Genomic DNA, 20,932 nt, shown 5'->3' with positions numbered 1-20,932 from the left:
AAAAGAGGTAAGAAGTATGGGTAATTATTTGTACACAATACAAGCAAATATGGATAAATACACAAAGGTAGAGCGAAAAATAGCACGGTTTATTTTAGAGCACCCTCAGAAAGTAATAAGAATGAGTACACAGAGTATGGCAGAGGTGGTAGGTGTCAGCACTGCAGCAATAACGCGATTTGGAAAAAGTATTAGTGATACTGGTTTTCCAGGATTAAAATTAGAATTATCAGCAGAAATCCAAGATGATAAATCAATGCTCGAGGAAATTAATCCTAAAGATGATTTAGTGACGACACAACAAAAATTAACCATGCGGATACAACATACGATTGAGGAATCAAATAAAACATTAGATGAGGAAGTCGTTAATGCTGCGAAGGTTATTGCAGAGTCAAAAATAATCTATGCGTATGGAATTGGAGCATCAGAAATTGTAGCTAAAGATTTCCAACAAAAATTTATTCGAGTTGGTAAGTCTGTTATAGAAACACTTGATACACATCTAATTGCCGTTGGATTATCGCAACTAAAAGAAGGAACAACTTTATTCTTGATATCAAATTCAGGGGAAAATACGGATGCAATTAAGTTAGCAAATCTTGCAAATCGACAAAAAATAAAAGTTATCGTTTTAACACATAATAAAAAAAGTACATTGGCCAAATTAGCTAATATTATTTTAGAACATGACGATAGTGAAGAAAATAAAAAATTCAGAAGTGCAGCGACTACTTCTTTAATTGCTCAATTATATGCAGTCGATCTTGTGTATTATTCTTTTGTATCAATTCATTTTGATGATAATGTTACAAGATTGACAGATTCAAGGGATGTCGTAAAGAAATATTTCACCAAAAGCAAACCTAAATTCTAAAAACACTATCTTTTATAATATTAATTTGTTACAATCAAACTATAAATTCGATGATAAAAGCTAGTAAACTAATTAATTTTAAAGCAAGTCTAGGTTGATGGAAGCTAGATAAAAGCGTTAGTTGAATCGTACTTTTTAGAAATAACTGAATATTTTGAGTGGATATTAATCAATTAGAGTGGTACCGCGGGAATTCTCGTCTCTTACATAATTATTTGTAAGGGGCTTTTTTTATACAATTTTAGGAGGAATGGATAATGAATTATAAACAACAAGTTGCACAAGCATTGGTTGCTATCGTTGATGGAAACCTTACTGAAGAAGAAATTATTGCCAAAATTGAAATACCAAAAAGTTCTGATATGGGGGATTATGCATTTCCAGCTTTTGCATTAGCTAAAGCATTTAGAAAAGCACCTCAGATGATTGCTAAAGACTTAGTAGAGAAAATTGATCAAAGTCAATTTGAGTCAGTTGCTGCAGTTGGGCCATATGTTAACTTTTTCTTGAATAAGGCTGCATTTAGTCAAGATATTATTGAACAAGTGCTTTCAAATGGCAGTGAGTATGGCGCATCTGATATTGGTCATGATGGTAACGTACCAATTGATATGTCATCACCCAATATTGCTAAACCTATTTCAATGGGACATTTACGTTCAACTGTGATTGGTAATTCAATTGCAAACATCTTGGCTAAAATTAATTATAATCCAATTAAAATTAATCATTTAGGCGATTGGGGAACTCAATTTGGTAAGTTAATTACTGCTTATAAATTATGGGGTAGTGAAGCAGAAGTTAAAGCTGATCCTATCAATAAATTACTTGAATACTACGTTCGTTTCCATAAAGAAGCAGAAGAAAATCCAGAGTTAGATGTTGCAGCTCGTGCATGGTTTAAAAAGCTCGAGGATGGCGATGAAGAAGCAATCGAACTTTGGACTTGGTTCCGTGCAGAATCATTATCAGCTTTCAATAAAATTTATGATATGCTGGGTGTCCAATTTGATTCATTTAAAGGGGAAGCCTTTTATAATGATAAAATGGGCGAAGTTGTGACAATGTTAAAAGATAAAAATTTGTTAAAAGAAAGCCAAGGCGCAGAAATTGTTGATCTTGAAAAATACGATTTAAACCCTGCCTTGATTCAAAAAACAGATGGGGCAACTTTATATATTACTCGTGATTTAGCTGCTGCTATTTACCGTAAACGGACGTATAATTTTGTACAGTCATTGTATGTTGTCGGAAATGAACAAGCTAACCATTTTAGACAATTAAAGGCTGTGTTAAAGGAAATGGGTAATGATTGGTCAGATGATATGCACCACATTCCATTTGGCTTAATCACACAAGGTGGTAAGAAATTATCGACTCGTTCAGGACGTGTTATTTTACTTGAAGAAGTTTTAGATGATGCTACAAGCCTTGCTAAAAAACAAATTCAAGATAAAAATCCTGACCTACCAAATGCTGAACAAGTTGCTAAAGATGTTGGTGTTGGGGCTGTTATTTTCCATGATTTAAAGAATGAACGTATGAATAATTTTGATTTTGTTTTAGAAGAAGTTGTTCGTTTTGAAGGTGAAACAGGTCCCTATGTCCAATATTCAAATGCTAGAGCACAAAGTATTATTCGTAAAGCGGGTGATGTTTCAATTAGTGAAAGTAACAATGAACTTTCTGATCCTGCTGCATGGGATACAATTAAGTTACTTGGTGACTTCCCTAAAATAATTAAACGTGCAGCTAAAGAATATGAACCATCAGTAATTGCTAAATACGCTATTCATTTATCAAGAGCATTTAATAAATACTATGCAAATTCAAAGATATTAGTTGAAGATGATCAAAAATTAGCTCGTTTAGCACTCGTTCAAAGTGTGAGCGTCGTTTTAACAGAATCATTAAGATTATTAGGCGTAAATGCACCAAAAGAAATGTAATTAATAAAAAAGTTGACTTAATTGTTAACTTTTTTATTTTATCTAAATATTGTTAGATGTACTTTTTAACGATGATTGTGCGTTTGAACACAAAATGGATGTGCGAATACGACCAGTTTATTTTTATCATTTTGGTACTGTTAGATTAATGATTTAGAGCTATCAGTGAATCAAAAAAATAAACCAGGGTCTCCAAAATCCGAAAAAATAAATCGACATTCTATATTTAATCTGATAGTGTTGATAGTTATATATCATAAATATAGGTATTAAGGGAGTAAAGGGATGATTACAGAAAAAGAAAGACAAAGGTATCGATCAGAATTTTCTGACCATGAGTTGTTTGGTTGTTTAAGTGAGGATGAACAAGGAGCTTGTTTTGAACAAATTACATTTAAAAGATTTCTAAAAGGAAATACTATTTTTGATATGAATGATAAACGTGATTTTATTTATGTTGTCTTGGATGGATTAGTTAAAATTGAACGTGGTGATCGAGCTGGTATTTTTCAAAATTATATGTATGTTACATCGAAACAAATATTTCCAATTGGTGGAATGTTACAGAGTGAATATTATACTGTTTCAAGTCGTGCTGCTACACTAGCGACGGTCGCTAAGATTCCTGTTGAACTTATTGAGAATTTAATCAAAACACATTATGAAGTTTCTGCGTACTTATTTGGGCAAATTGATAATATTTTAAATTGTTCAGAAGTGTTAAGGTTAAGAACCGTATGTAGTAATACAACAACCCGGATAACACAAGTGTTACAGTATTTAAGTGAGAATCTAGCCGATAAACATGGTGAGAATAGTCTGCGAATCCCATATGTGATTACACATGAAGATATTGCGACGATTAGTGGAACGCGGCGTGAAACCGTTGGACGAGTTATTCAGAAATTAGTGTTAGATGGTTATATTATTAGAGATTCAGGTATGCTTATATTTGAATCAAAATTCAATAAAATGAATAAAATCGTCCTAAATTAAGCGTATTATTTCAGTATTCATATTTCTTTTGCTATACTAAGAATAAATACTCATTCAAAGAGGGATTCTTATGAAGAAAGAGATACGTCAAGCTAAAATTGAACAGTTAATTAATAAAAAAGTAATTGCAACGCAGGATGATTTGATTTCAGAATTGGAACATGTGAATATTAAGGCGACTCAAGCGACTATTTCTAGAGATATTCGTGAAATGAAAATTGTTAAAGCTCAAGATGAACAAGGTGATTTGAGATACGCAATTTTTAAGTCAGGTAATTTAAGTGAAGAAGTTCATTTATTTGAAATTATTTTTGAAGTCGTTACTAATATTACTAAAATCCAATTTATGAATGTTGTTAAAACGATTCCAAGTAACGGTAATTTACTGGCAGCAATTATCGATGATTTTGGCTTCCCGGATATTGTTGGAACTGTTGCGGGACATGATACAATTATGATTATTAGTTCAGATGAGCAGGCCGCACAACGTGTCTATGATATTTTTACTGAACACGCAAATCCAGATAATTTAATTTAAAATACTGTGAGACTAAGGAGTAGATAACATCTACATTTCTTAGTCTTTTTTTAAATATTTAAAAATATCATAATAAAAAGGCTAATTTACTTTTTATAATATTGCTATGGTAAAATAATAAATGATATTAAGATTAAATATGGGGACAACTAATGAAAAATGAAAATAAAAGAACTAAAAATGAAAATTGGTTTGTAATACATCTAATTCAATTTAAAAATTGGTTTCGACAGGGATGGAAATTTGTGCATGGTTGGAAATGGTTGACTATTTTTATTTTAGCAATTATTTTAGGTTCGAGTGCGTATTTAACTTATGTAGCCAAAACAACAAATGTTAGTGGGTTAAAAGCTGCTTTACAACAATCAACTGAGGTTTTTGATAAAGATGGCGATAAAGCAGGATCGTTATACTCTCAAAAGGGTACTTACGTTTCATTAAATAAGATTTCACCCAATATTCAAAATGCTGTACTGTCATCAGAAGATCGTAATTTTTATCATGAATATGGATTTTCAATCAAAGGGATGGCACGTTCTGTGGTTTCATTGGTTAAAAATCGATTAACTGGAAGTAGTGCAATTAGTGGTGGCGGAAGTACTATAACGCAACAACTTGTTAAAAATGCATTCTTGTCACAGGAGCAAACTTATAGTCGTAAGGCTAAAGAAATATTTATTTCAATTGAAACGGAAAAAGTATATTCAAAAAAAGACATTCTAACGATGTACTTAAATAATGCATATTTTGGTAATGGCGTTTGGGGTGTTCAAGATGCCTCTAAAAAATATTTTGGAAAAAGTGCTTCAGATTTAACTGTTAGTGAGGCTGCAGTTATTGCGGGTATGTTAACATCGCCAGGGGCATATAATCCGATAGATCATCCTGTTGCAGCTAAACAAAGGCGTAATGTTGTTCTGAATGTTATGTATGAAAATAAAAAAATCTCTAGTGCAGAATTATCAAGTGCTAAGCAGACGGGTATTACATTAAATGATACGTACGATTATCAATCAGGTTATAAATATCCTTATTATTTTGATGCCGTTATTAGTGAAGCAATTAAAAATTATGGGTTAACTGAATCAGATATTATGAATCGTGGTTATAAAATTTATACGGCGATGGATCAGACCCATCAAGAAGCTATGCAAACATCATTTGATAACTCTACCTTGTTCCCTTTGGATGCTGATGATGGGACAAAAGCTCAGGGTGGATCAATTGCTATTAATTCAACGAATGGTGGTGTGACAGCAGTTGTTGGTGGACGAGGTAAACACGTTTTTAGGGGATATAATCGAGCGACTCAGATTAACCGCCAACCGGGGTCAACACTAAAACCAATTGCCGTATATATGCCTGCTTTAGAAGATGGCTATTTTTATGATTCTGAATTAAAAGATAAAAAACAATCATATGGATCAAATAATTATTCACCAAATAATTACGACAATCAATATGCAGGTAAAATACCAATGTATAAGGCATTGGCACTTAGTAAAAATGCGCCAGCTGTGTGGTTGTTAAATAAAATTGGTGTTGATAAAGGATACGATGCTGTTAAAAAATTTGGTATACCGGTTAAAAGTTCGGACAAAAACTTAGATTTAGCTTTGGGTGGTTTAACTACTGGTGTCTCACCCTACGAAATGGCTAGTGCATATACTGCGTTTGCTAATGGTGGTATTCAAAAAAAGGCTCATTTTATTACTAAAATTGTTGATGCTTCTGGTAAAACGATTGTTAATAATTCAGACAATAGTGAAACTAAAGTTATGAGTAGTAAGGTAGCTAAATCGATGACAAGTATGATGATGGGTGTCTTTGAAACTGGAGGAACTGGCGAACTTGCTGTCCCAGCTGGATATACAGTTGCTGGTAAAACGGGAAGTACAGAGGCTAAAAAAGGTTCTACAGATGGGACGAAAGATCAGTGGGTTATTGGATATACACCAGACATTACTGTCGCAACATGGGTTGGTTTTGATCAAACTGATGATACTCATTACCTAAGAAATTCAAGTGGGGATATCGTTGATTCCTTATTTAAAAGCGAAATGTCAGGTATATTACCTAATACTGCTCAGACAAGCTTCTCAACGAAATCTGCTACTACTTTAGCAAATAATACCGGTTCAAATGATAGTGGAGATGGTATTTTAGAATCAGTAGAAAAGCAAACAGATGAAATAAAAAATAAATTATCTGATTCTGCTAAAAAAGCCCAAAAATGGCTCAGTGATAGTATTAATGGGATGTTTGGAAATTAGAACAAATCAATGCAAATTATGGATAAAAATGATACACTAATTAAGTTAATATAAATTATTATTGGAGGAATCAGAAATGGTTGTTAATATTTATGATACAGCGAACCAAATGAGTCAAGATCTTAGTCAAACGGAAGAATATAAGGCTTTGAAATCAGCTTATACAAAAATGCAAGAAGATGAAATTGCATATAAATTATTTAAAGAATTTCAAACAATTCAAATGTCTTTGCAACAAAAACAAATGAATGGTGAAGAAATGACAGACGAAGAACTTGAAAATGCTCATAATCTTTCAGAAAAAATCGGTGATTTTGATACAATCAAAGATTTAATGGTTAAAGAACAAGTTTTAAGTGAAATTATGAATGAAGTTAATTCAATTATCACAAAACCAATACAAGATTTATATCATAATTAATTCGAATAAAAATCCTGGAAGCAAAGCAATTATGTTTTGTACCAGGTTTTTTTTTATAAAGGAGTGGGAAGATGAAATTTATTCATGCAGCTGATTTACATTTAGATAGTCCTTTTGGAGGATTAAAAAATGTACCAAGTCAGTTAATGGATTCGATTTATCAGTCAACATTTAAAGCTTTGAGTAATCTCGTAGATACGGCTATTGAAGAATCAGTAGACTTTGTTTGTTTAGTTGGGGATTTATATGATTCATCTGAGATGAGTATTATGGCACAAACAACGTTAATTAGTCAGTGTGAACGACTGCAAAAGGCCGGAATAAATGTTTATTTGAGTTTTGGTAACCATGATTTTTCTGATAATGCTCAAGATCATTTAACTTTTCCATCAAATGTAACTTTATTTACAAGTGAAGTTGAAACAGTGACGCACATTTTAAAAAATGGCGATGAAGTTCGATTAACTGGGTTTAGTTATGCACATAGATGGGAACCATCAAAAATCGTTGATTATCCTGTTCGTGGTGATGAGAAATGGCATATTGGGCTTATCCATGGGGCAAATGAGGGTATAAATTCAATATCAGATGAAAGTTATGCACCATTTACTGTTAAAGAATTATTACAGAAAAATTATGATTATTGGGGATTGGGTCATATTCATGTAAGACAGATTTTGAATGAACAACCCCCAGTTATCTATCCTGGAAATACACAAGGTCGGCACCGTAAAGAATCAGGCGATAAAGGGTTTTATCTAGTGAATAGTGATGGAAATAAGTTGGTTCCCAAATTTATAACGTCATCTACAATTGATTGGGAAACAGTTAATATTTCAATGGCAAAAATTGATTCACTATCAGATGCTATTGATAAGATTGACGCTGAATGCCAACTTTTTTCTAAAGATAAATCATATTTAATAGTGATACAAATCACAGATTTAGATAATTTTAGTGATAGCCTAGTAAATCGCATTCAAAATGGTGATTTATTAACTGCTTGGATTCAAAAACATATGCCAGATAATTACTATTGGATTGTTAAAATTAAAACGGTGATTAATAAAAAGGTAGCTTTTGAATCAATTGATCAACAATACTGGGAAGAAAGCGCAAAACGTGTTTTTACTGATGATGGAATGACTGAACTCGCTGATAAATTATTACAAATTCCGGAACTTAATACGTACTTATTAGAAACGGGACATTTAGTAGAATTACAAGAAAATTCAAAAACATTGCTTCATGAAAATCAAGCGATAGAGGGTCATATAGATGAAAATAACTAAAGTTAAAATTTACGGATTTGGGAAGTGGCATGATAAAACGTTTGATTTTAATCAAACGAATCAGGTTATTTTTGGTCTGAATGAAGCAGGTAAATCGACGTTAACAGCATTCGTATTGAGTATGTTATTTGGATTTGCAAATGCGAAAAAGAAGTACCAACAATATCTGCCTAAAGACTCATCCACATATGGTGGAGAGTTGGAATTATTAATTGGTAACGATGCTTATCGACTAACTCGTACACAAGGTAAATCTGGTGGCAAGGTATCTATTGTTAAAAGTGATGATGGGATGAAAGTAGCTAGTAGTAAGCTGCATGAATGGCTAAATCCAGTCGATGAAAATTTATACAATCAAGTATTTTCATTTAATCAGCAGGCGTTAAACCAAGTATTTAATTTAACGAATGAAGATTTAAATGAGTATCTAACGACGATGGGAGCAGTTGGTAGTCAAGAATGGTTAGAATTAACTAAAAAAATTCAAAAAGATGCCGATCACGTCTATAAGCCAGCAGGTCGTGTAACTGAGTTAAATAAGGAAATTGCGTTATACAATGATTTAGTTAATAAAATAAATATTGCCAAACAGAAATTTCCGGAATATGTTGAGACACAAAAAAAGTTAGATCAAAATAGGGAACAAATTAAAGGGCTACAAACAACACAATATAATCTAACCAAAGATTACCAACGCTACGAACAATTAAAGCAAAATTGGTCAATATATGAACAATCTAATGAGTTGACGGATAAGCTAAAACAAACTGATGAAGATGCTATGATTTCTGTTGATAATTATCAAAAAATACAAAATTTACTAGAGAAACAAAAGATAAATAATGAAAGGTTAAAATCGATTAATCAGAGTGTAGTTGATGAAAAAGAAAATTTAGCAGCATTAAATTTAATAAATTTTTATGAAAACAATAAAGTTGATTTTGATATATTATTTGAACAATTAGCTGATAATCAACAATATTTAGATAAAGTTGTATTAGAACAGACGAGTTTAAACCAACTATTAACAGAACAAGAACGGTTAATGATGCAATATCAAAATATCAACGGAAAAGTTCCAATAGCGTTTGATCCTGATGATTTTAAAAATATTGTCACATTAATTAAATCTGAAGAGAGCAATAAACGAATACTTCAAGAAATTGAACAAAAGCAATTGACGAAAAAACAAGATATTTTAGATTTAAATCAATCAATTGATCAAAAAAATCAAGTACAAAAAAGTAAATGGTCTACACAACAAAGTATCTTAGTAGGGGTAAGTGTTATACTATTTGTACTAAGTATGATCTTACCAATGCCGTTTAAAATAATGGGATTGATACTAGATATTATGATAGTTGTATATACCATAATTGTATTTAAGCAGTCTAATTCTAAGGATAAATCAAGTAGTGATGCTCTGATGCAAATACAAAATAAAAGACAAATGATTACTGCAGAAATTGATGAAAATCAATTGAAGATAGGTGAACTGGACGAACAATTGAGACAAACTGATACTGAATTAACGGATTATCAAATTCAATACGTTTTAGATGATTTTCCAAAGAATCAGTGGTTCTCAATTCAAAATGACTTAAGTCGAATACAGTCTATAACAGATCAAATTAGTCAAAAATCAGCAGAAATTAAAACGTTAACTGACAAGATAAAAAATTATTTGAATCAGACAGATTTTGCTGATAGTTTTCTAGCACTAAATAAAAGTGATATGGCAGATAGTTTAGCTAGAATTAGAGGCTTTAATGATAAATTACAACCTTTAATTGCTGAATCACAATCAATAAAAAATAAAATGGGCTATTTAAATGAACAACAAAAGCATGAAGATAATGTGACTGCTGATATTTCTAATCAAATTAATGAAATATTAACGCAATATCATTTAACGTCAATTGAGCAATTTGAAAAAAATTACGATTTACAAAAGCAATTTGTTCAAGACAAATCTAAATTGGATACAATTAATGAGCAGCTTCCTGTGGAGGTTAGAAAAAATCTTGCTAGATTTGAAACGAAAGAAAGTTTAGATGAACAATTAGATGAGCTTACAGAACAATTGAAACAATTGCAAAATAGTATAATGAACATTAATCAGGAGATTATTGATCAACAGACGTTATTACGGACTTTGAAGGCAGAAGGGAATTATACAGAACTTCGACAAGAGTTGGCTGAAAAAGTTACAATTTTAAGTGAATTAGCTGATAAATGGTTAACTCAAAAGTTAACTATTAATTGGATTAACGAGGCATTAAAAGACTCTTCTGGGGTTAGAATGCCACAAATGTTGCAATTAGCAAATCATTATTTTGAACTATTAACATTAGGCCATTTTACACAAATAAATAATATATCAGGATTATTAACCGTCGTTTCTTCTGATATGGTATCATTTGAAGTGGGAGAATTGTCACAAGGAACAGCAGAGCAGCTATATATCGCACTTAGATTTGCTTTAATCATGACAATTAATAAATCAATCGAATTACCATTAATTATTGATGATGGGTTTGTTAATTTTGATAAAAACAGAAAAAATGCCGTTTTAAAACTAATACGAGAAATAAGTAAAAAAGTTCAAATTATTTATTTAACGGCAGATGATTCAGGATTAACTGGATTTGATAACGATAAAATAATTAAGTTATAGGAGGATGGACATGGCACAAGAGAAAAAAATATTTGAATATAAAGTTGACGAAAACGTAGCATTATTTGTTTTAATTAAGAGTGCAGAAGTTAGAAATACAAAGAATAATAAGCAATTTATTGCATTTAATTTTGAAGATAGTTCAGGCCAAATTAGCGCTAAGCTTTGGGATGCAACGCCAGAGGCAATTGAACAATTTCAAACGGGTAAAGTTGCCTTTATAAAAGGAAAACGTGAAGTTTACCAAAATAATCCACAGATGAAAATCTATCATATTAGATTGACTGAAGAGGGTGAACCTAATGATCCGAGTCAATTTGTCGTTAGTGCACCAATGAAAAAAGATGAGATGGAAGAAGAATTTAATAAAGCTATTTTTGAAATTACAAACCCAAATTGGAATCGAATTGTAAGATATCTCATTGCCGAAAAACATGATGATTTTTTCAGTTATCCCGCTGCAAAGAAAAATCATCACGCATTTTCTGGTGGGTTAGCCTACCATACACTTTCAATGTTGCGATTAGCTAAATCAATTGTTGCCGAATATGGTGATGTGATTAATGCACCATTACTTTACGCAGGTGTGATTTTACATGATTTAGGAAAAACAATCGAATTATCAGGTTCTGTGGCAACAACTTATACATTAGCTGGAAATTTAATTGGGCATATTGTATTAATTGATGAAGAAATTGTTAAAGCAGCAGGTGAATTAAAAATTGATCTTCAGACAGAAGACATGATTTTATTACGTCACGTTGTTCTTGCGCATCATGGGTTACTAGAGTATGGTTCACCAGTGCAACCTCATTTAATTGAAGCAGATGTTTTACATCAAATTGATAATATTGATGCATCAATTCAAATGTTGAAAGGGTCATTGGCTCATACAGAAGAGGGCGAATTTTCTGAACGTATATTTGGTATGGATGGTCGAAATTTCTATAAACCACATGCTGACAGTAATGTAACAAATAATTAAATTGAAAAATATCTCAATGGATAAATTCCATTGAGATATTTTTTTCGAAAAAAAAACACCAGATATAATCTGATGTTTTGATGTATTTATTTTGAAGATGAAGAAGATGATGATAAGTAGCTTGAAAGAACATCTTTCAAGTCATCATCTTTGATTGATACGTTACCTTTTTTAAGAACTTTACCAACAATTTTTTGTAATTTAGTTGAGTCAGCCATAGTTTCAGTAACAATTTGTTCTTTTAAGTCAGAAATGTGATCGGCTTTTTTACCTTTACCAGCATTTTTAACACTCAAGATTACATCATAACCTGCTGTTGTTTTAACAGGTGTAGTTGTATATTTACCTTGTTTTAAATCAAATGCAGCTTTTTTAAATTCTGCTGTTAGTGTTGTATCTGTATTGTTAAATGCAGCTAAAGTACCACCAGTACTTGCAGAAGTTGTATCTGTTGATTTTGATTTAGCTAATGCAGTAAATTTGTCAGTTAACTTTTTAGCAGTCTTTTGTTCATCAAGTTGTTTGATGATTTTTTCTGCATCTGATTTTGAAGCAACTTGAATACGTTGAACTGTAATAGTTGGTTGGTATTCTTCCCATTGCTTATCTACAGCTGTAGAACTTAAATCACTGTAATGTTTAACAGCAGCTTTTAAAAGTAAGTTAGAACGTAATTCTGCTTTAAAACTAGTCTTTGTCATACTGTTTTGTGATAAGACAGATGAGAAACTTGAACCATATTTAGCTTTATAAGTATCGTATTGTTTTGTGACTTCTTTATCAGAAACATCATCACCATATTGTTTTTCCAATACTTTGTTCAAAATCATTTGTTGTAAAATTGATGTACCACTTGAAGTTTTCTTCAAACTATCGTAGTAAGCACTTTCTGTAACCTTACCACCTGAAGTAGTTGCAACTGTTGAGCTCCCACAACCCGCTAATGTAAATGTTAATAGTACGCCGGCTAAAGCAACAAGCCATTTTTTCATAACCTAACACATCCTATTTCTTAAATTTTTTGTCTTCTCAATGAAAGACTAATACGTTTAATATAACATAATTATCATATAATGAAAGTAAATGACCGAAAATTCACAAAAAAATCAAACTTTTAAAAGCCTAATTCATTGATACTTTTCTAATTTTTTATTAATTTTATTGATATTTGGCTCGATCTCATAAGTAAACTTTTCTATACGATTGCTAATGGAATCGACGATGGGTAATGTTTCTTCGATAATCGTATTCAGATGATCTGTAGCATACTGCAATTTTTTTGATGAATTAGTTACGCGATTGATATCATTTTGATAGTCAGAAAAATCTGCTTTTAACTGAACTTTTTTATCTGCAACAAAAGTAATAAGTTCATCTCTATGGTTATAGGCATAGTATGCTGACCCACCAATAATTGATAACAAACTAATTCGTTTAAGTGTTTTTGACATTATTTTTCTCCAATCTTATTCTTGATTGACATCATAATTGATTCAAGTTGCTCGGATGTGTACTTCTTGGAATTATCCTTGAATGACATTTTAAAAGTATCTTTTGTTGAGTATCTAGGAATTAAATGAAAATGTGAGTGAAAAACAGATTGGTAAGCTAGTTCACCGTTATTATTGACGATATTCATCCCTTGAATATCTGGATTGCTTACTTTAATTGCGGAAGCAATCATTGGAATTTTAGAAAAAACTTTACTAGCGAGTGCTTGGTCATATTCAAAAATATTAGCAACATGTTTTTTTGGAATAACAAGTGTATGGCCTGGGGTTGTTTGTGAGATATCAAGAAATGCTTTAATGTCTTCATCTTCGTATACGGTGAAACTAGGAATATCATTGGCAATTATTTTACAAAAAATACAGTCAGTCATATGTTTGCCTTCTTTCAAAGTTAGTTAATACTTTTATTATACATCATGAATGATAATTCACCATAATATGATATAATTAAAGGCATAAATAAATTGTAAATGGGGAATTAGAAAATGACATTAGAAGTTAAAAATTTAGTGGGTGGTTACTCTCAAATACCAGTTTTAAAAGATATTTCTTTTGAAGTTAAACCTGGAAATGTCGTTGGCTTAATTGGTTTAAATGGTGCAGGTAAATCGACTACAATCAATCATATAATTGGGTTATTAACCCCGCAAAAAGGAACTATTAAATTAAATGGCGTAACCTTAAGGGAAGATAGCCAGGCTTATAAATCACATTTAGCATATATTCCTGAAACGCCTATTCTTTATGAAGAATTAACATTAAAAGAACACATTGAACTCTCAATGATGGCTTATGGATTGAATGAAACTAAGGCATGGAAAAAAGCTAATGAATTACTTAAAATATTTAGACTTGATAACAAGTTAGAATGGTTTCCCGCTAACTTTTCAAAAGGGATGAAACAAAAAGTTATGATTGTCTGTGCTTTTTTAACAGAATCTGATTTTTATGTTATTGATGAGCCATTTCTCGGGCTAGACCCCTTAGCAATTAACGATTTATTAGAGTTAATTGTTGCTGAAAAGAAGCGTGGCGCAAGTGTCTTAATGTCAACTCACGTTTTAGCCACAGCTGAAAAGTATTGCGATTGGTTCATTTTACTGAATAAAGGTGAAATTAAAACACAAGGAACAATGGTTGAATTAAGACAAGCCTATAAGAATCCAGATGCTTCCTTAGATGAAATTTATCTTGGTTTAACTAAGGAAGAGGTAACAAAATGAAAGACTTATGGACAACACGTTTAAAAAGTCATCAGTTATTATTATTAAAATATTTACGATATGTTTTGAATGATCATTTTGTTGTTGCAATTATGTTTTTTGTTGGTGGACTTGGTTTGGCTTATTCAAATGGGCTAAAGGTGATGCCTGTTAATTTAGTTTGGTATCGGCCTGCATTAGTGATTGGATTACTGGTGATTTTACAAATCGGCCGTTTAAGTACGTTATTAAAAGAAGCGGATATTGTTTTTCTTTTACCACAGGAACATGCATTAATTAGTTATTTAAAAAAGGCAAAACGCTATTCAACAGTTATGGCCAGCTTAATGCAAGTTGGATTTATTGTGTTACTTATCCCAGTTATGATGATTGGAATGAAAATCTCAGTAATCAATATTATTTTCTTGATTTTAACGCAACTATGCTTGAAAAATAATTGGTTAGTCATTTCATTACTTGAAAAATATCAAAATAACCGGTTTAGTTGGGGAAGTATCAAATTAGTTAATATTTTATTGCCTATTTTGATTTATATCCTTGGATTATATGGTACGTTTATTCTGAGTTTTATCGTTGCTATTTTAAGTAGCTTTGTTTTAAATCAGCTAGCTGCAAAAGGATTTAAGGAAATCTTTGATTGGAAAAAAGCAATCAGTTTTGAAGAAAATAGAATGTTAGGGATTTACCGTTTCTTTAATTTATTTACTGATGTACCAATGGTTAGAGGGAATGTTAAGAGAAGAGTGTACCTTGATTTCATTTTAAATCATATTAAAAAAGATGACGCAAATGTTTATACATTTTTATATGCAAGGGGATTTATTCGCGGAACTGAATTTAGTGGCTTATTTATTAGATTAACTCTAATTGGAGCGCTAATTATTGCATTTATTTCAAATGGTTGGCTAGCACTCGCATTTTTAATCTTATTTATTTATCTGATTGGTTTTCAATTGTTACCTTTTGCAAAACATTACGATAATATTATTTTTACTAGACTATATCCAAAAGGAAAAGAGTATCAAATTAAGAATTTCAAAAAGTTTACATTAACAATTATAAGTGTAAGTGCAGTACTTTTTAATATCGCAATCTATATTGGTACAGGACAATTTTTAATGATGGGTTATGGTGTTTTGGTGAGTTTAGTGGAAATAATGCTGTTTACTAATGTTTACTTAGTTACCAGAGTTAAAAAAATCCTTGACGTATAATAGGGATGTTTGTAAGATGAAACTATAGCATCAGAGCTTAGTCGGGAAAAAGAGGTAATAATAGTATGGATTTTAATTTAGATCCCGGTTGGCAATTGTTACCAATTGGTGGAGATACAGGCACTGCATACATGGGTACACGTGCACAAGAAAAGGTGTTTTTGAAACAAAATATGTCACCTTTTTTAGCTGCGCTCTCAGTTGCTGGTATTACACCAAAATTAATTTGGACTAAGCGAATCTCAAGTGGGGATACAATAACTGCACAAGAGTGGCTAAATGGACGAAACCTTCATTCTGATGAAATGGATCAAAAAATGGTTCCTGAATTATTATCTAAAATTCATCGCTCAAAGCAATTAAAAAATATGTTGAGACAGGTTGGTGGAGAAGTTATCACACCTAGTGGCTTATTAGCTAATTATTTTGACGATTTGAGTGATGATTTAAAGCAGCACCCCTTGCTATCAAAAATGTTTCAGCAATTAAATGAACATCAACCTGAACTATCAACGGATAAGTATACAGTTTGTCATGGTGATTTGAATCATCGAAATTGGTTACAGTCTGATACTAATCAATTATATTTAGTTGATTGGGAGTCAGCAAAAATTGCTGATCCTGCTATGGATTTGAGCTTAGTTATGTCTGAATACATTCCAGATACACAATGGAGTAGTTGGCTGAGTGGTTATCATGAGTCATTGGAGAATAACGATTTATTAAACAGAATAAACTGGTACATTATAATAGCAAAATTACAACGAATAAAAAAAGCACATCAATTAAGTCGATTTCATGAAATGAATCAGGCAATAATAGAATTACAAAAATATAATATAAAAATGGATTAAAAAGTAAGTGGGGCTAAAACGATTAATACGTTCTAGCCCCACTTACTTTATCAAATGAAATGAGGATATATAAGTTGAGATTAAGAAATAAAGCATGGGCTGAACCGTTAATTGCAGAACATCCGGAACTACTTGTAACATCACCTAATCAGTTTAAGGGTAAATGGCAATCAAGATTTGAGAAAAAACAACCACTTTTTATTGAAATAGGTATGGGTAAGGGTGGATTTATTATGGGAATGGCTAGAAAATTTCCGGAATATAATTTTATCGGAATTGAATTGCAAACGACAATTGCAGCAATTACGTTGAAGAAACAAGTTGAAGCACAAATTCCAAATTTACAATTAATTTTAGGTAACGGTGATTCGGTAACTGAATTTTTTGATGATAATGAAGTTGATGGCATTTATTTGAATTTTTCAGATCCTTGGCCTAAAACAAGACAAGCCAAACGTCGACTTACTCATGGCAGTTTCTTAAAAGGCTATGAAAAAGTTATGAAAAATGATGGTCATCTTGAATTTAAGACAGATAATCGTGGCTTGTTTGAATACTCATTAGTTAGTTTAAATGAGTATGGAATGGGTTATGATCAAGTTTGGCTTGATTTACATGCAAGCGTTGAAGCTGAAGATAATGTCATGACTGAATATGAAGAAAAATTTAGTAAAAAGGGACAGCCTATCTATAAGTTAGAAGCACATTTTAATACGTCTAAAAATCTGGAATAAAAATTCCAGATTTTTTTTGTAAAAACGCCGTTACATAGTAACTAAGCTACATTCATGGATTCTTTTATGGTACTATTATATAATATAAAGTAAGAAATATTAAGCTAAGTGAGTAGACAAAATTGGGACTAATTCGTCCAATAAAATGAAAAGGGGCTCTCTAATATGAATGATAAAACGTTTAATTTAGTTAAAACAATGACTGAACTTCAGGCAACAAGTGGATTTGAAAATAACGTACGTGATGTAATGCGCGAAAAAATGACACCAAATGTTGATGAGGTTGTTCAGGATGGTTTGGGTGGGATTTTTGGTATCCGTAAAAATGCAGATATAAATGCACCTAAAATTATGACCGCTGCTCATATGGACGAAGTTGGATTCATGCTTGCCGCAATTAATGACAATGGGTTATTTTCAGTTCGCCCACTTGGTGGATGGAATCCATTTGTTGTTTCTTCACAACGATTCACACTAACAACACGATCAGGTCAAACGTACCCAATAATTTCTTCTTCAGTATCACCTCATTTATTGCGTGGTGATAATCATCAAAATGCAACACCACAAATTAATGATATTTTATTTGATGGTGGATTTGAATCTGCAAGTGAAGCAAAAGAGTTTGGTATTGCACCAGGAGATTATATTGTTCCGGATGTTGAAACAATTAAAACAGCTAATGGTAAAAATATTATTAGTAAGGCATGGGATAACCGTTACGGTTGTACTGCAGTACTGGAAACACTTGAAAAATTAAAAGACGTAACATTACCAAATACTTTATTCGCTGGTGCTAATGTTCAAGAAGAAGTTGGACTACGAGGCACGCCAGGTGCAGTAAATATGCTGAAACCTGATTTATTTTTTGCTGTCGACTGTTCAGCAGCAAATGATATTGAAACAACAAAGGGAACATTTGGACATCTTGGTGAAGGAACGTTGATCAGAATTTATGATCCAAGATTAGTAACGCTTCCTAGATTAAAAGAATTTTTATTGGATACTGCTTCGGATAACAATATTCCTTATCAGTACTTTGTTTCTCAAGGTGGTACTGATGCTGGCGCAGCTCAAACAGCAAATAATGGTATTCCAAGTTCTGTTATTGGCGTTTGTGCACGTTATATTCATACGCATCAAACAATGTTCTCAATCAGAGACTATGAAGCAGCAAAAGAATTACTTGAAAAAACAATTTTAGGATTGGACCGTTCAACTGTCGATACAATCATTAAGGGGTAGTTAGATTGGAAAAATTAAAAGTTTTAGAAAAAGATAAATTAAATGAATTATTATTGAATGGTAAATCATTGTTTTATTTTACGGCAGGTTGGTGTCCAGACTGTAACTTTATTGAACCATTAATGCCTGAAATTGAAGCAGAGTATTCCGATTTTAAATTCTATAAAGTAGATCGCGATGAACAAATTGAACTTTGCCAAGATTGGGGTATTTTTGGTATTCCGAGTTTTGTTGCATACAATAACGGTGTTGAGCTTGATCGTTATGTGAATAAAGAGCGTAAAACGAAAGAACAAATCGAATCATTTATGAACAAATTAGACTAAACCATTGGGGTGATAGTGATGTTTGAACAAGTTTATAAAAGAGTAATGGTCGGGATAGATGGAAGTGTGCAATCTGAACGTGCATTTAATCAGGCAGTTGAGAGTACTTTAAAAAACGAGGCTAGTTTAATAGTTGTACATGTTGTTGAGCGAAGTGTTGACAATACATTTTCTGAAGATGAAGATGACGTTACAACTGAAGTTAAGCGATTAAATGATACCTTAGCCGACTACAAACAAATTGCGATAGATAAGGGCGTTATTGATGTTGAAACTATTTTAGTATATGGATCTTCTAAAGTTTTATTAAGTCGTGAAATACCAGAAGAAAAACATATTGATTTAATTATGGTTGGGCAAACAGGGGCTAACGTTGTTGAAAGATTTGTGAATGGATCAACAACAGATGCAATTCTAAGAAATGCGCCATGTGACGTCTTAGTCATTAGTGATAATAAGAAGGGAACTCATAAATAAATATGTTAATAGCAAGTTATAATTTAAAGAACGTTGGCGATACATTAATGGTTGTTTTACGTGAAGAGGTAGAAAACCAAAAGTCAGAATTAAAAAATAATGTCGTTCGTATTTTCAATGAAAAATCGAATGAAACGTTGGGATTTAATTTTCTAGAAATCTCTAAAGAATCACTTGATTTAGTAGGTAACGGACAAATCTTTTTAGATGAAAAACAAGTAGAAAAATTAAATCAACTTATCGTTGCTGCTGGATTTAAGGATGTACTTGTTGTCGATGACGATCCTAAATTTGTTGTGGGATATGTAGCTGAATGTAATGAACATCCTGATTCTGATCATTTGCATATCACAAAAATTGAAGTCAATAATGGTGAGACACTAGATATCGTTTGTGGTGCACCTAATATTGAACAAGGTCAGCTTGTTGTTGTTGCTAAAGTTGGCGCAATGATGCCAACTGGGGCTATTATTTGGCCGGGTAAATTACGTGGTATTGATAGTTATGGCATGGTTTGTTCAGCTCAAGAGTTGGCTATTCCTAATGCTCCAACTGTCCATGGTATTTTAGTTTTAGATGAAAAGATGAATCATGTTGGTGATGCATTCGATTTTGAGAAGGCAGCCAAATTATTTGCATAATATAGATTTATAAAAACTAATTGCGGTTATTGCAATTAGTTTTTTACATAGTTAGGATGAAATTAATGGAGCGTTACGATGGACCTGCATTTTATAAGAAAACGTTAAAAAAAGATGTAAATAAACCACATCACAATGAGAAATTTGCGCGCAAAGAGACAAAGATAGATAGTCAAAGTGAAAAAGCACAAATTAATCGCTATTCTCGAGGTTTCAAACCAAAACAAATCCCCACATTTTTTACAAATAAAAAGCAAAATAAAAACGTAAGGTATCGGAAAATTTTAGTTCAATTAACTAAAGCAAAGGATACTTATTTACTGTTTGATGATTTTGCTGAAGAGGAAAATCAAGTATCTAATAATGATGAAAATACGTTATATTCTGTGGATAGTGTAGCTAAAAAAATAGTACCAGAAGTAGATTCAGTAATCGAAGATAATAAACAAGAAGATACTTTATTACAAAATACAAATTTAGAGCCTGATGTGTTTGATGAAAAAAATGAACAGATAAAAAAAGCAAATATAAATGTAGTTGCTAATAACAAGCACGCTTTAGCTCGAGGATTATTTGAAATATCAGTTTCTGAGAATGAGGCTCAAAATGAATTAGCCGTTTTTAAAAATAAACCTGAAGTTTTGTCACGTGAAGAACTTGCATTTGTAAGTACCAATCACCAAACTAATGAAGAAGTAC

21 protein-coding genes are annotated in these 20,932 nt (G+C 31.8%); 18 read left to right on the top strand and 3 right to left on the bottom strand.

The genetic code is table 11. The features are described 5' to 3' along the window. Positions 1-16 precede the first annotated feature (16 nt). The 9 genes from AC1RPY_RS03435 (at position 17) to AC1RPY_RS03395 (ending at position 12,008) form a co-directional block, all read left to right on the top strand. Positions 17-877: a MurR/RpiR family transcriptional regulator gene (locus tag AC1RPY_RS03435; protein WP_481761179.1), complete on the top strand. Its 861-nt coding sequence runs from the start codon at positions 17-19 to the stop codon at positions 875-877. 257 nt (positions 878-1,134) lie between these two features. Further along, complete coding sequence (gene argS / locus AC1RPY_RS03430) at positions 1,135-2,826, top strand: arginine--tRNA ligase (RefSeq protein WP_481761180.1); 1,692 nt, start codon at positions 1,135-1,137, stop codon at positions 2,824-2,826. A 285-nt stretch (positions 2,827-3,111) separates the two neighbouring features. After that, entirely contained in the window at positions 3,112-3,822 is a 711-nt protein-coding gene (locus AC1RPY_RS03425) for a Crp/Fnr family transcriptional regulator (protein WP_481761181.1), read from the top strand. Between the two features lie 70 nt (positions 3,823-3,892). Continuing rightward, complete coding sequence (locus AC1RPY_RS03420) at positions 3,893-4,360, top strand: arginine repressor (protein WP_409022715.1); 468 nt, start codon at positions 3,893-3,895, stop codon at positions 4,358-4,360. Positions 4,361-4,512: 152 nt separating this feature from the next. Beyond that, positions 4,513-6,633 (top strand): PBP1A family penicillin-binding protein, encoded by a 2,121-nt coding sequence (locus tag AC1RPY_RS03415; RefSeq protein WP_481761182.1) that lies wholly within the window; start codon positions 4,513-4,515, stop codon positions 6,631-6,633. A gap of 76 nt (positions 6,634-6,709) precedes the next feature. Then, a complete protein-coding gene (locus AC1RPY_RS03410) occupies positions 6,710-7,054 on the top strand; it encodes a YlbF/YmcA family competence regulator (RefSeq protein WP_481761183.1) in 345 nt (114 codons plus the stop codon). A gap of 71 nt (positions 7,055-7,125) precedes the next feature. Beyond that, positions 7,126-8,346, top strand: coding sequence for a metallophosphoesterase family protein (locus AC1RPY_RS03405; RefSeq protein WP_481761184.1), 1,221 nt, complete (start codon positions 7,126-7,128; stop codon positions 8,344-8,346). Further along, positions 8,333-11,023 (top strand): ATP-binding protein, encoded by a 2,691-nt coding sequence (locus AC1RPY_RS03400; RefSeq protein WP_481761185.1) that lies wholly within the window; start codon positions 8,333-8,335, stop codon positions 11,021-11,023. The genes AC1RPY_RS03405 and AC1RPY_RS03400 overlap by 14 nt, the downstream gene beginning before the upstream one ends. A 10-nt stretch (positions 11,024-11,033) precedes the next feature. Then, positions 11,034-12,008, top strand: coding sequence for a 3'-5' exoribonuclease YhaM family protein (locus AC1RPY_RS03395; RefSeq protein ID WP_481761186.1), 975 nt, complete (start codon positions 11,034-11,036; stop codon positions 12,006-12,008). An 86-nt stretch (positions 12,009-12,094) separates the two neighbouring features. On the opposite strand, the gene AC1RPY_RS03390 is transcribed toward AC1RPY_RS03395, so the two are convergent. The 3 genes from AC1RPY_RS03390 to AC1RPY_RS03380 all read right to left on the bottom strand — a co-directional run bounded on the left by AC1RPY_RS03390 (position 12,095) and on the right by AC1RPY_RS03380 (position 13,890). Continuing rightward, complete coding sequence (locus AC1RPY_RS03390) at positions 12,095-13,000, bottom strand: peptidylprolyl isomerase (RefSeq protein WP_481761187.1); 906 nt, start codon at positions 12,998-13,000, stop codon at positions 12,095-12,097. Between the two features lie 135 nt (positions 13,001-13,135). Continuing rightward, on the bottom strand, positions 13,136-13,459 hold the full coding sequence (locus AC1RPY_RS03385) for a hypothetical protein (protein ID WP_481761188.1): 324 nt from the start codon (positions 13,457-13,459) through the stop codon (positions 13,136-13,138). Beyond that, entirely contained in the window at positions 13,459-13,890 is a 432-nt protein-coding gene (locus tag AC1RPY_RS03380; protein ID WP_481761189.1) for an HIT family protein, read from the bottom strand. Before AC1RPY_RS03380 ends, AC1RPY_RS03385 begins: the two co-directional genes overlap by 1 nt. A gap of 114 nt (positions 13,891-14,004) precedes the next feature. On the opposite strand from AC1RPY_RS03380, the gene AC1RPY_RS03375 reads away from it, so the two are divergent. The 9 genes from AC1RPY_RS03375 to AC1RPY_RS03335 form a co-directional block, all read left to right on the top strand. Then, on the top strand, positions 14,005-14,742 hold the full coding sequence (locus tag AC1RPY_RS03375; RefSeq protein ID WP_481761190.1) for an ABC transporter ATP-binding protein: 738 nt from the start codon (positions 14,005-14,007) through the stop codon (positions 14,740-14,742). Further along, on the top strand, positions 14,739-15,956 hold the full coding sequence (locus AC1RPY_RS03370; RefSeq protein WP_481761191.1) for an ABC transporter permease: 1,218 nt from the start codon (positions 14,739-14,741) through the stop codon (positions 15,954-15,956). Before AC1RPY_RS03375 ends, AC1RPY_RS03370 begins: the two co-directional genes overlap by 4 nt. 65 nt (positions 15,957-16,021) lie before the next feature. After that, positions 16,022-16,810, top strand: a complete 789-nt coding sequence (locus AC1RPY_RS03365; protein ID WP_481761192.1) for a phosphotransferase — start codon at positions 16,022-16,024, stop codon at positions 16,808-16,810. Positions 16,811-16,884: 74 nt separating this feature from the next. Then, positions 16,885-17,544: a tRNA (guanosine(46)-N7)-methyltransferase TrmB gene (gene trmB / locus AC1RPY_RS03360; RefSeq protein WP_409022703.1), complete on the top strand. Its 660-nt coding sequence runs from the start codon at positions 16,885-16,887 to the stop codon at positions 17,542-17,544. 165 nt (positions 17,545-17,709) lie between these two features. After that, positions 17,710-18,789, top strand: a complete 1,080-nt coding sequence (gene pepA, locus AC1RPY_RS03355; protein ID WP_409022702.1) for a glutamyl aminopeptidase — start codon at positions 17,710-17,712, stop codon at positions 18,787-18,789. A 5-nt stretch (positions 18,790-18,794) separates the two neighbouring features. After that, positions 18,795-19,115, top strand: a complete 321-nt coding sequence (locus tag AC1RPY_RS03350) for a thioredoxin family protein (RefSeq protein ID WP_409022701.1) — start codon at positions 18,795-18,797, stop codon at positions 19,113-19,115. Positions 19,116-19,133: 18 nt separating this feature from the next. Further along, positions 19,134-19,592, top strand: a complete 459-nt coding sequence (locus tag AC1RPY_RS03345) for a universal stress protein (protein WP_481761193.1) — start codon at positions 19,134-19,136, stop codon at positions 19,590-19,592. Positions 19,593-19,594: 2 nt separating this feature from the next. Further along, a complete protein-coding gene (gene ytpR, locus AC1RPY_RS03340; RefSeq protein WP_481761194.1) occupies positions 19,595-20,233 on the top strand; it encodes a YtpR family tRNA-binding protein in 639 nt (212 codons plus the stop codon). A 65-nt stretch (positions 20,234-20,298) separates the two neighbouring features. After that, the coding region (locus AC1RPY_RS03335) for a hypothetical protein (protein WP_481761195.1) at positions 20,299-20,932 on the top strand (634 nt) is incomplete at its 3' end.

This window comes from Dellaglioa sp. CoH-56-MRSF-12 (assembly GCF_056782075.1).
This window is presented reverse-complemented; position numbering and strand designations above follow the sequence as displayed.

Bases quoted from the DNA above. Each gene is read 5' to 3' on its own strand.
- AC1RPY_RS03435 (WP_481761179.1), top strand. From the start codon at position 17: ATGGGTAATTATTTGTACACAATACAAGCAAATATGGATAAATACACA.
- argS (WP_481761180.1), top strand. From the start codon at position 1,135: ATGAATTATAAACAACAAGTTGCACAAGCATTGGTTGCTATCGTTGAT.
- AC1RPY_RS03425 (WP_481761181.1), top strand. From the start codon at position 3,112: ATGATTACAGAAAAAGAAAGACAAAGGTATCGATCAGAATTTTCTGAC.
- AC1RPY_RS03420 (WP_409022715.1), top strand. From the start codon at position 3,893: ATGAAGAAAGAGATACGTCAAGCTAAAATTGAACAGTTAATTAATAAA.
- AC1RPY_RS03415 (WP_481761182.1), top strand. From the start codon at position 4,513: ATGAAAAATGAAAATAAAAGAACTAAAAATGAAAATTGGTTTGTAATA.
- AC1RPY_RS03410 (WP_481761183.1), top strand. From the start codon at position 6,710: ATGGTTGTTAATATTTATGATACAGCGAACCAAATGAGTCAAGATCTT.
- AC1RPY_RS03405 (WP_481761184.1), top strand. From the start codon at position 7,126: ATGAAATTTATTCATGCAGCTGATTTACATTTAGATAGTCCTTTTGGA.
- AC1RPY_RS03400 (WP_481761185.1), top strand. From the start codon at position 8,333: ATGAAAATAACTAAAGTTAAAATTTACGGATTTGGGAAGTGGCATGAT.
- AC1RPY_RS03395 (WP_481761186.1), top strand. From the start codon at position 11,034: ATGGCACAAGAGAAAAAAATATTTGAATATAAAGTTGACGAAAACGTA.
- AC1RPY_RS03390 (WP_481761187.1), bottom strand. From the start codon at position 13,000: ATGAAAAAATGGCTTGTTGCTTTAGCCGGCGTACTATTAACATTTACA.
- AC1RPY_RS03385 (WP_481761188.1), bottom strand. From the start codon at position 13,459: ATGTCAAAAACACTTAAACGAATTAGTTTGTTATCAATTATTGGTGGG.
- AC1RPY_RS03380 (WP_481761189.1), bottom strand. From the start codon at position 13,890: ATGACTGACTGTATTTTTTGTAAAATAATTGCCAATGATATTCCTAGT.
- AC1RPY_RS03375 (WP_481761190.1), top strand. From the start codon at position 14,005: ATGACATTAGAAGTTAAAAATTTAGTGGGTGGTTACTCTCAAATACCA.
- AC1RPY_RS03370 (WP_481761191.1), top strand. From the start codon at position 14,739: ATGAAAGACTTATGGACAACACGTTTAAAAAGTCATCAGTTATTATTA.
- AC1RPY_RS03365 (WP_481761192.1), top strand. From the start codon at position 16,022: ATGGATTTTAATTTAGATCCCGGTTGGCAATTGTTACCAATTGGTGGA.
- pepA (WP_409022702.1), top strand. From the start codon at position 17,710: ATGAATGATAAAACGTTTAATTTAGTTAAAACAATGACTGAACTTCAG.
- AC1RPY_RS03345 (WP_481761193.1), top strand. From the start codon at position 19,134: ATGTTTGAACAAGTTTATAAAAGAGTAATGGTCGGGATAGATGGAAGT.
- ytpR (WP_481761194.1), top strand. From the start codon at position 19,595: ATGTTAATAGCAAGTTATAATTTAAAGAACGTTGGCGATACATTAATG.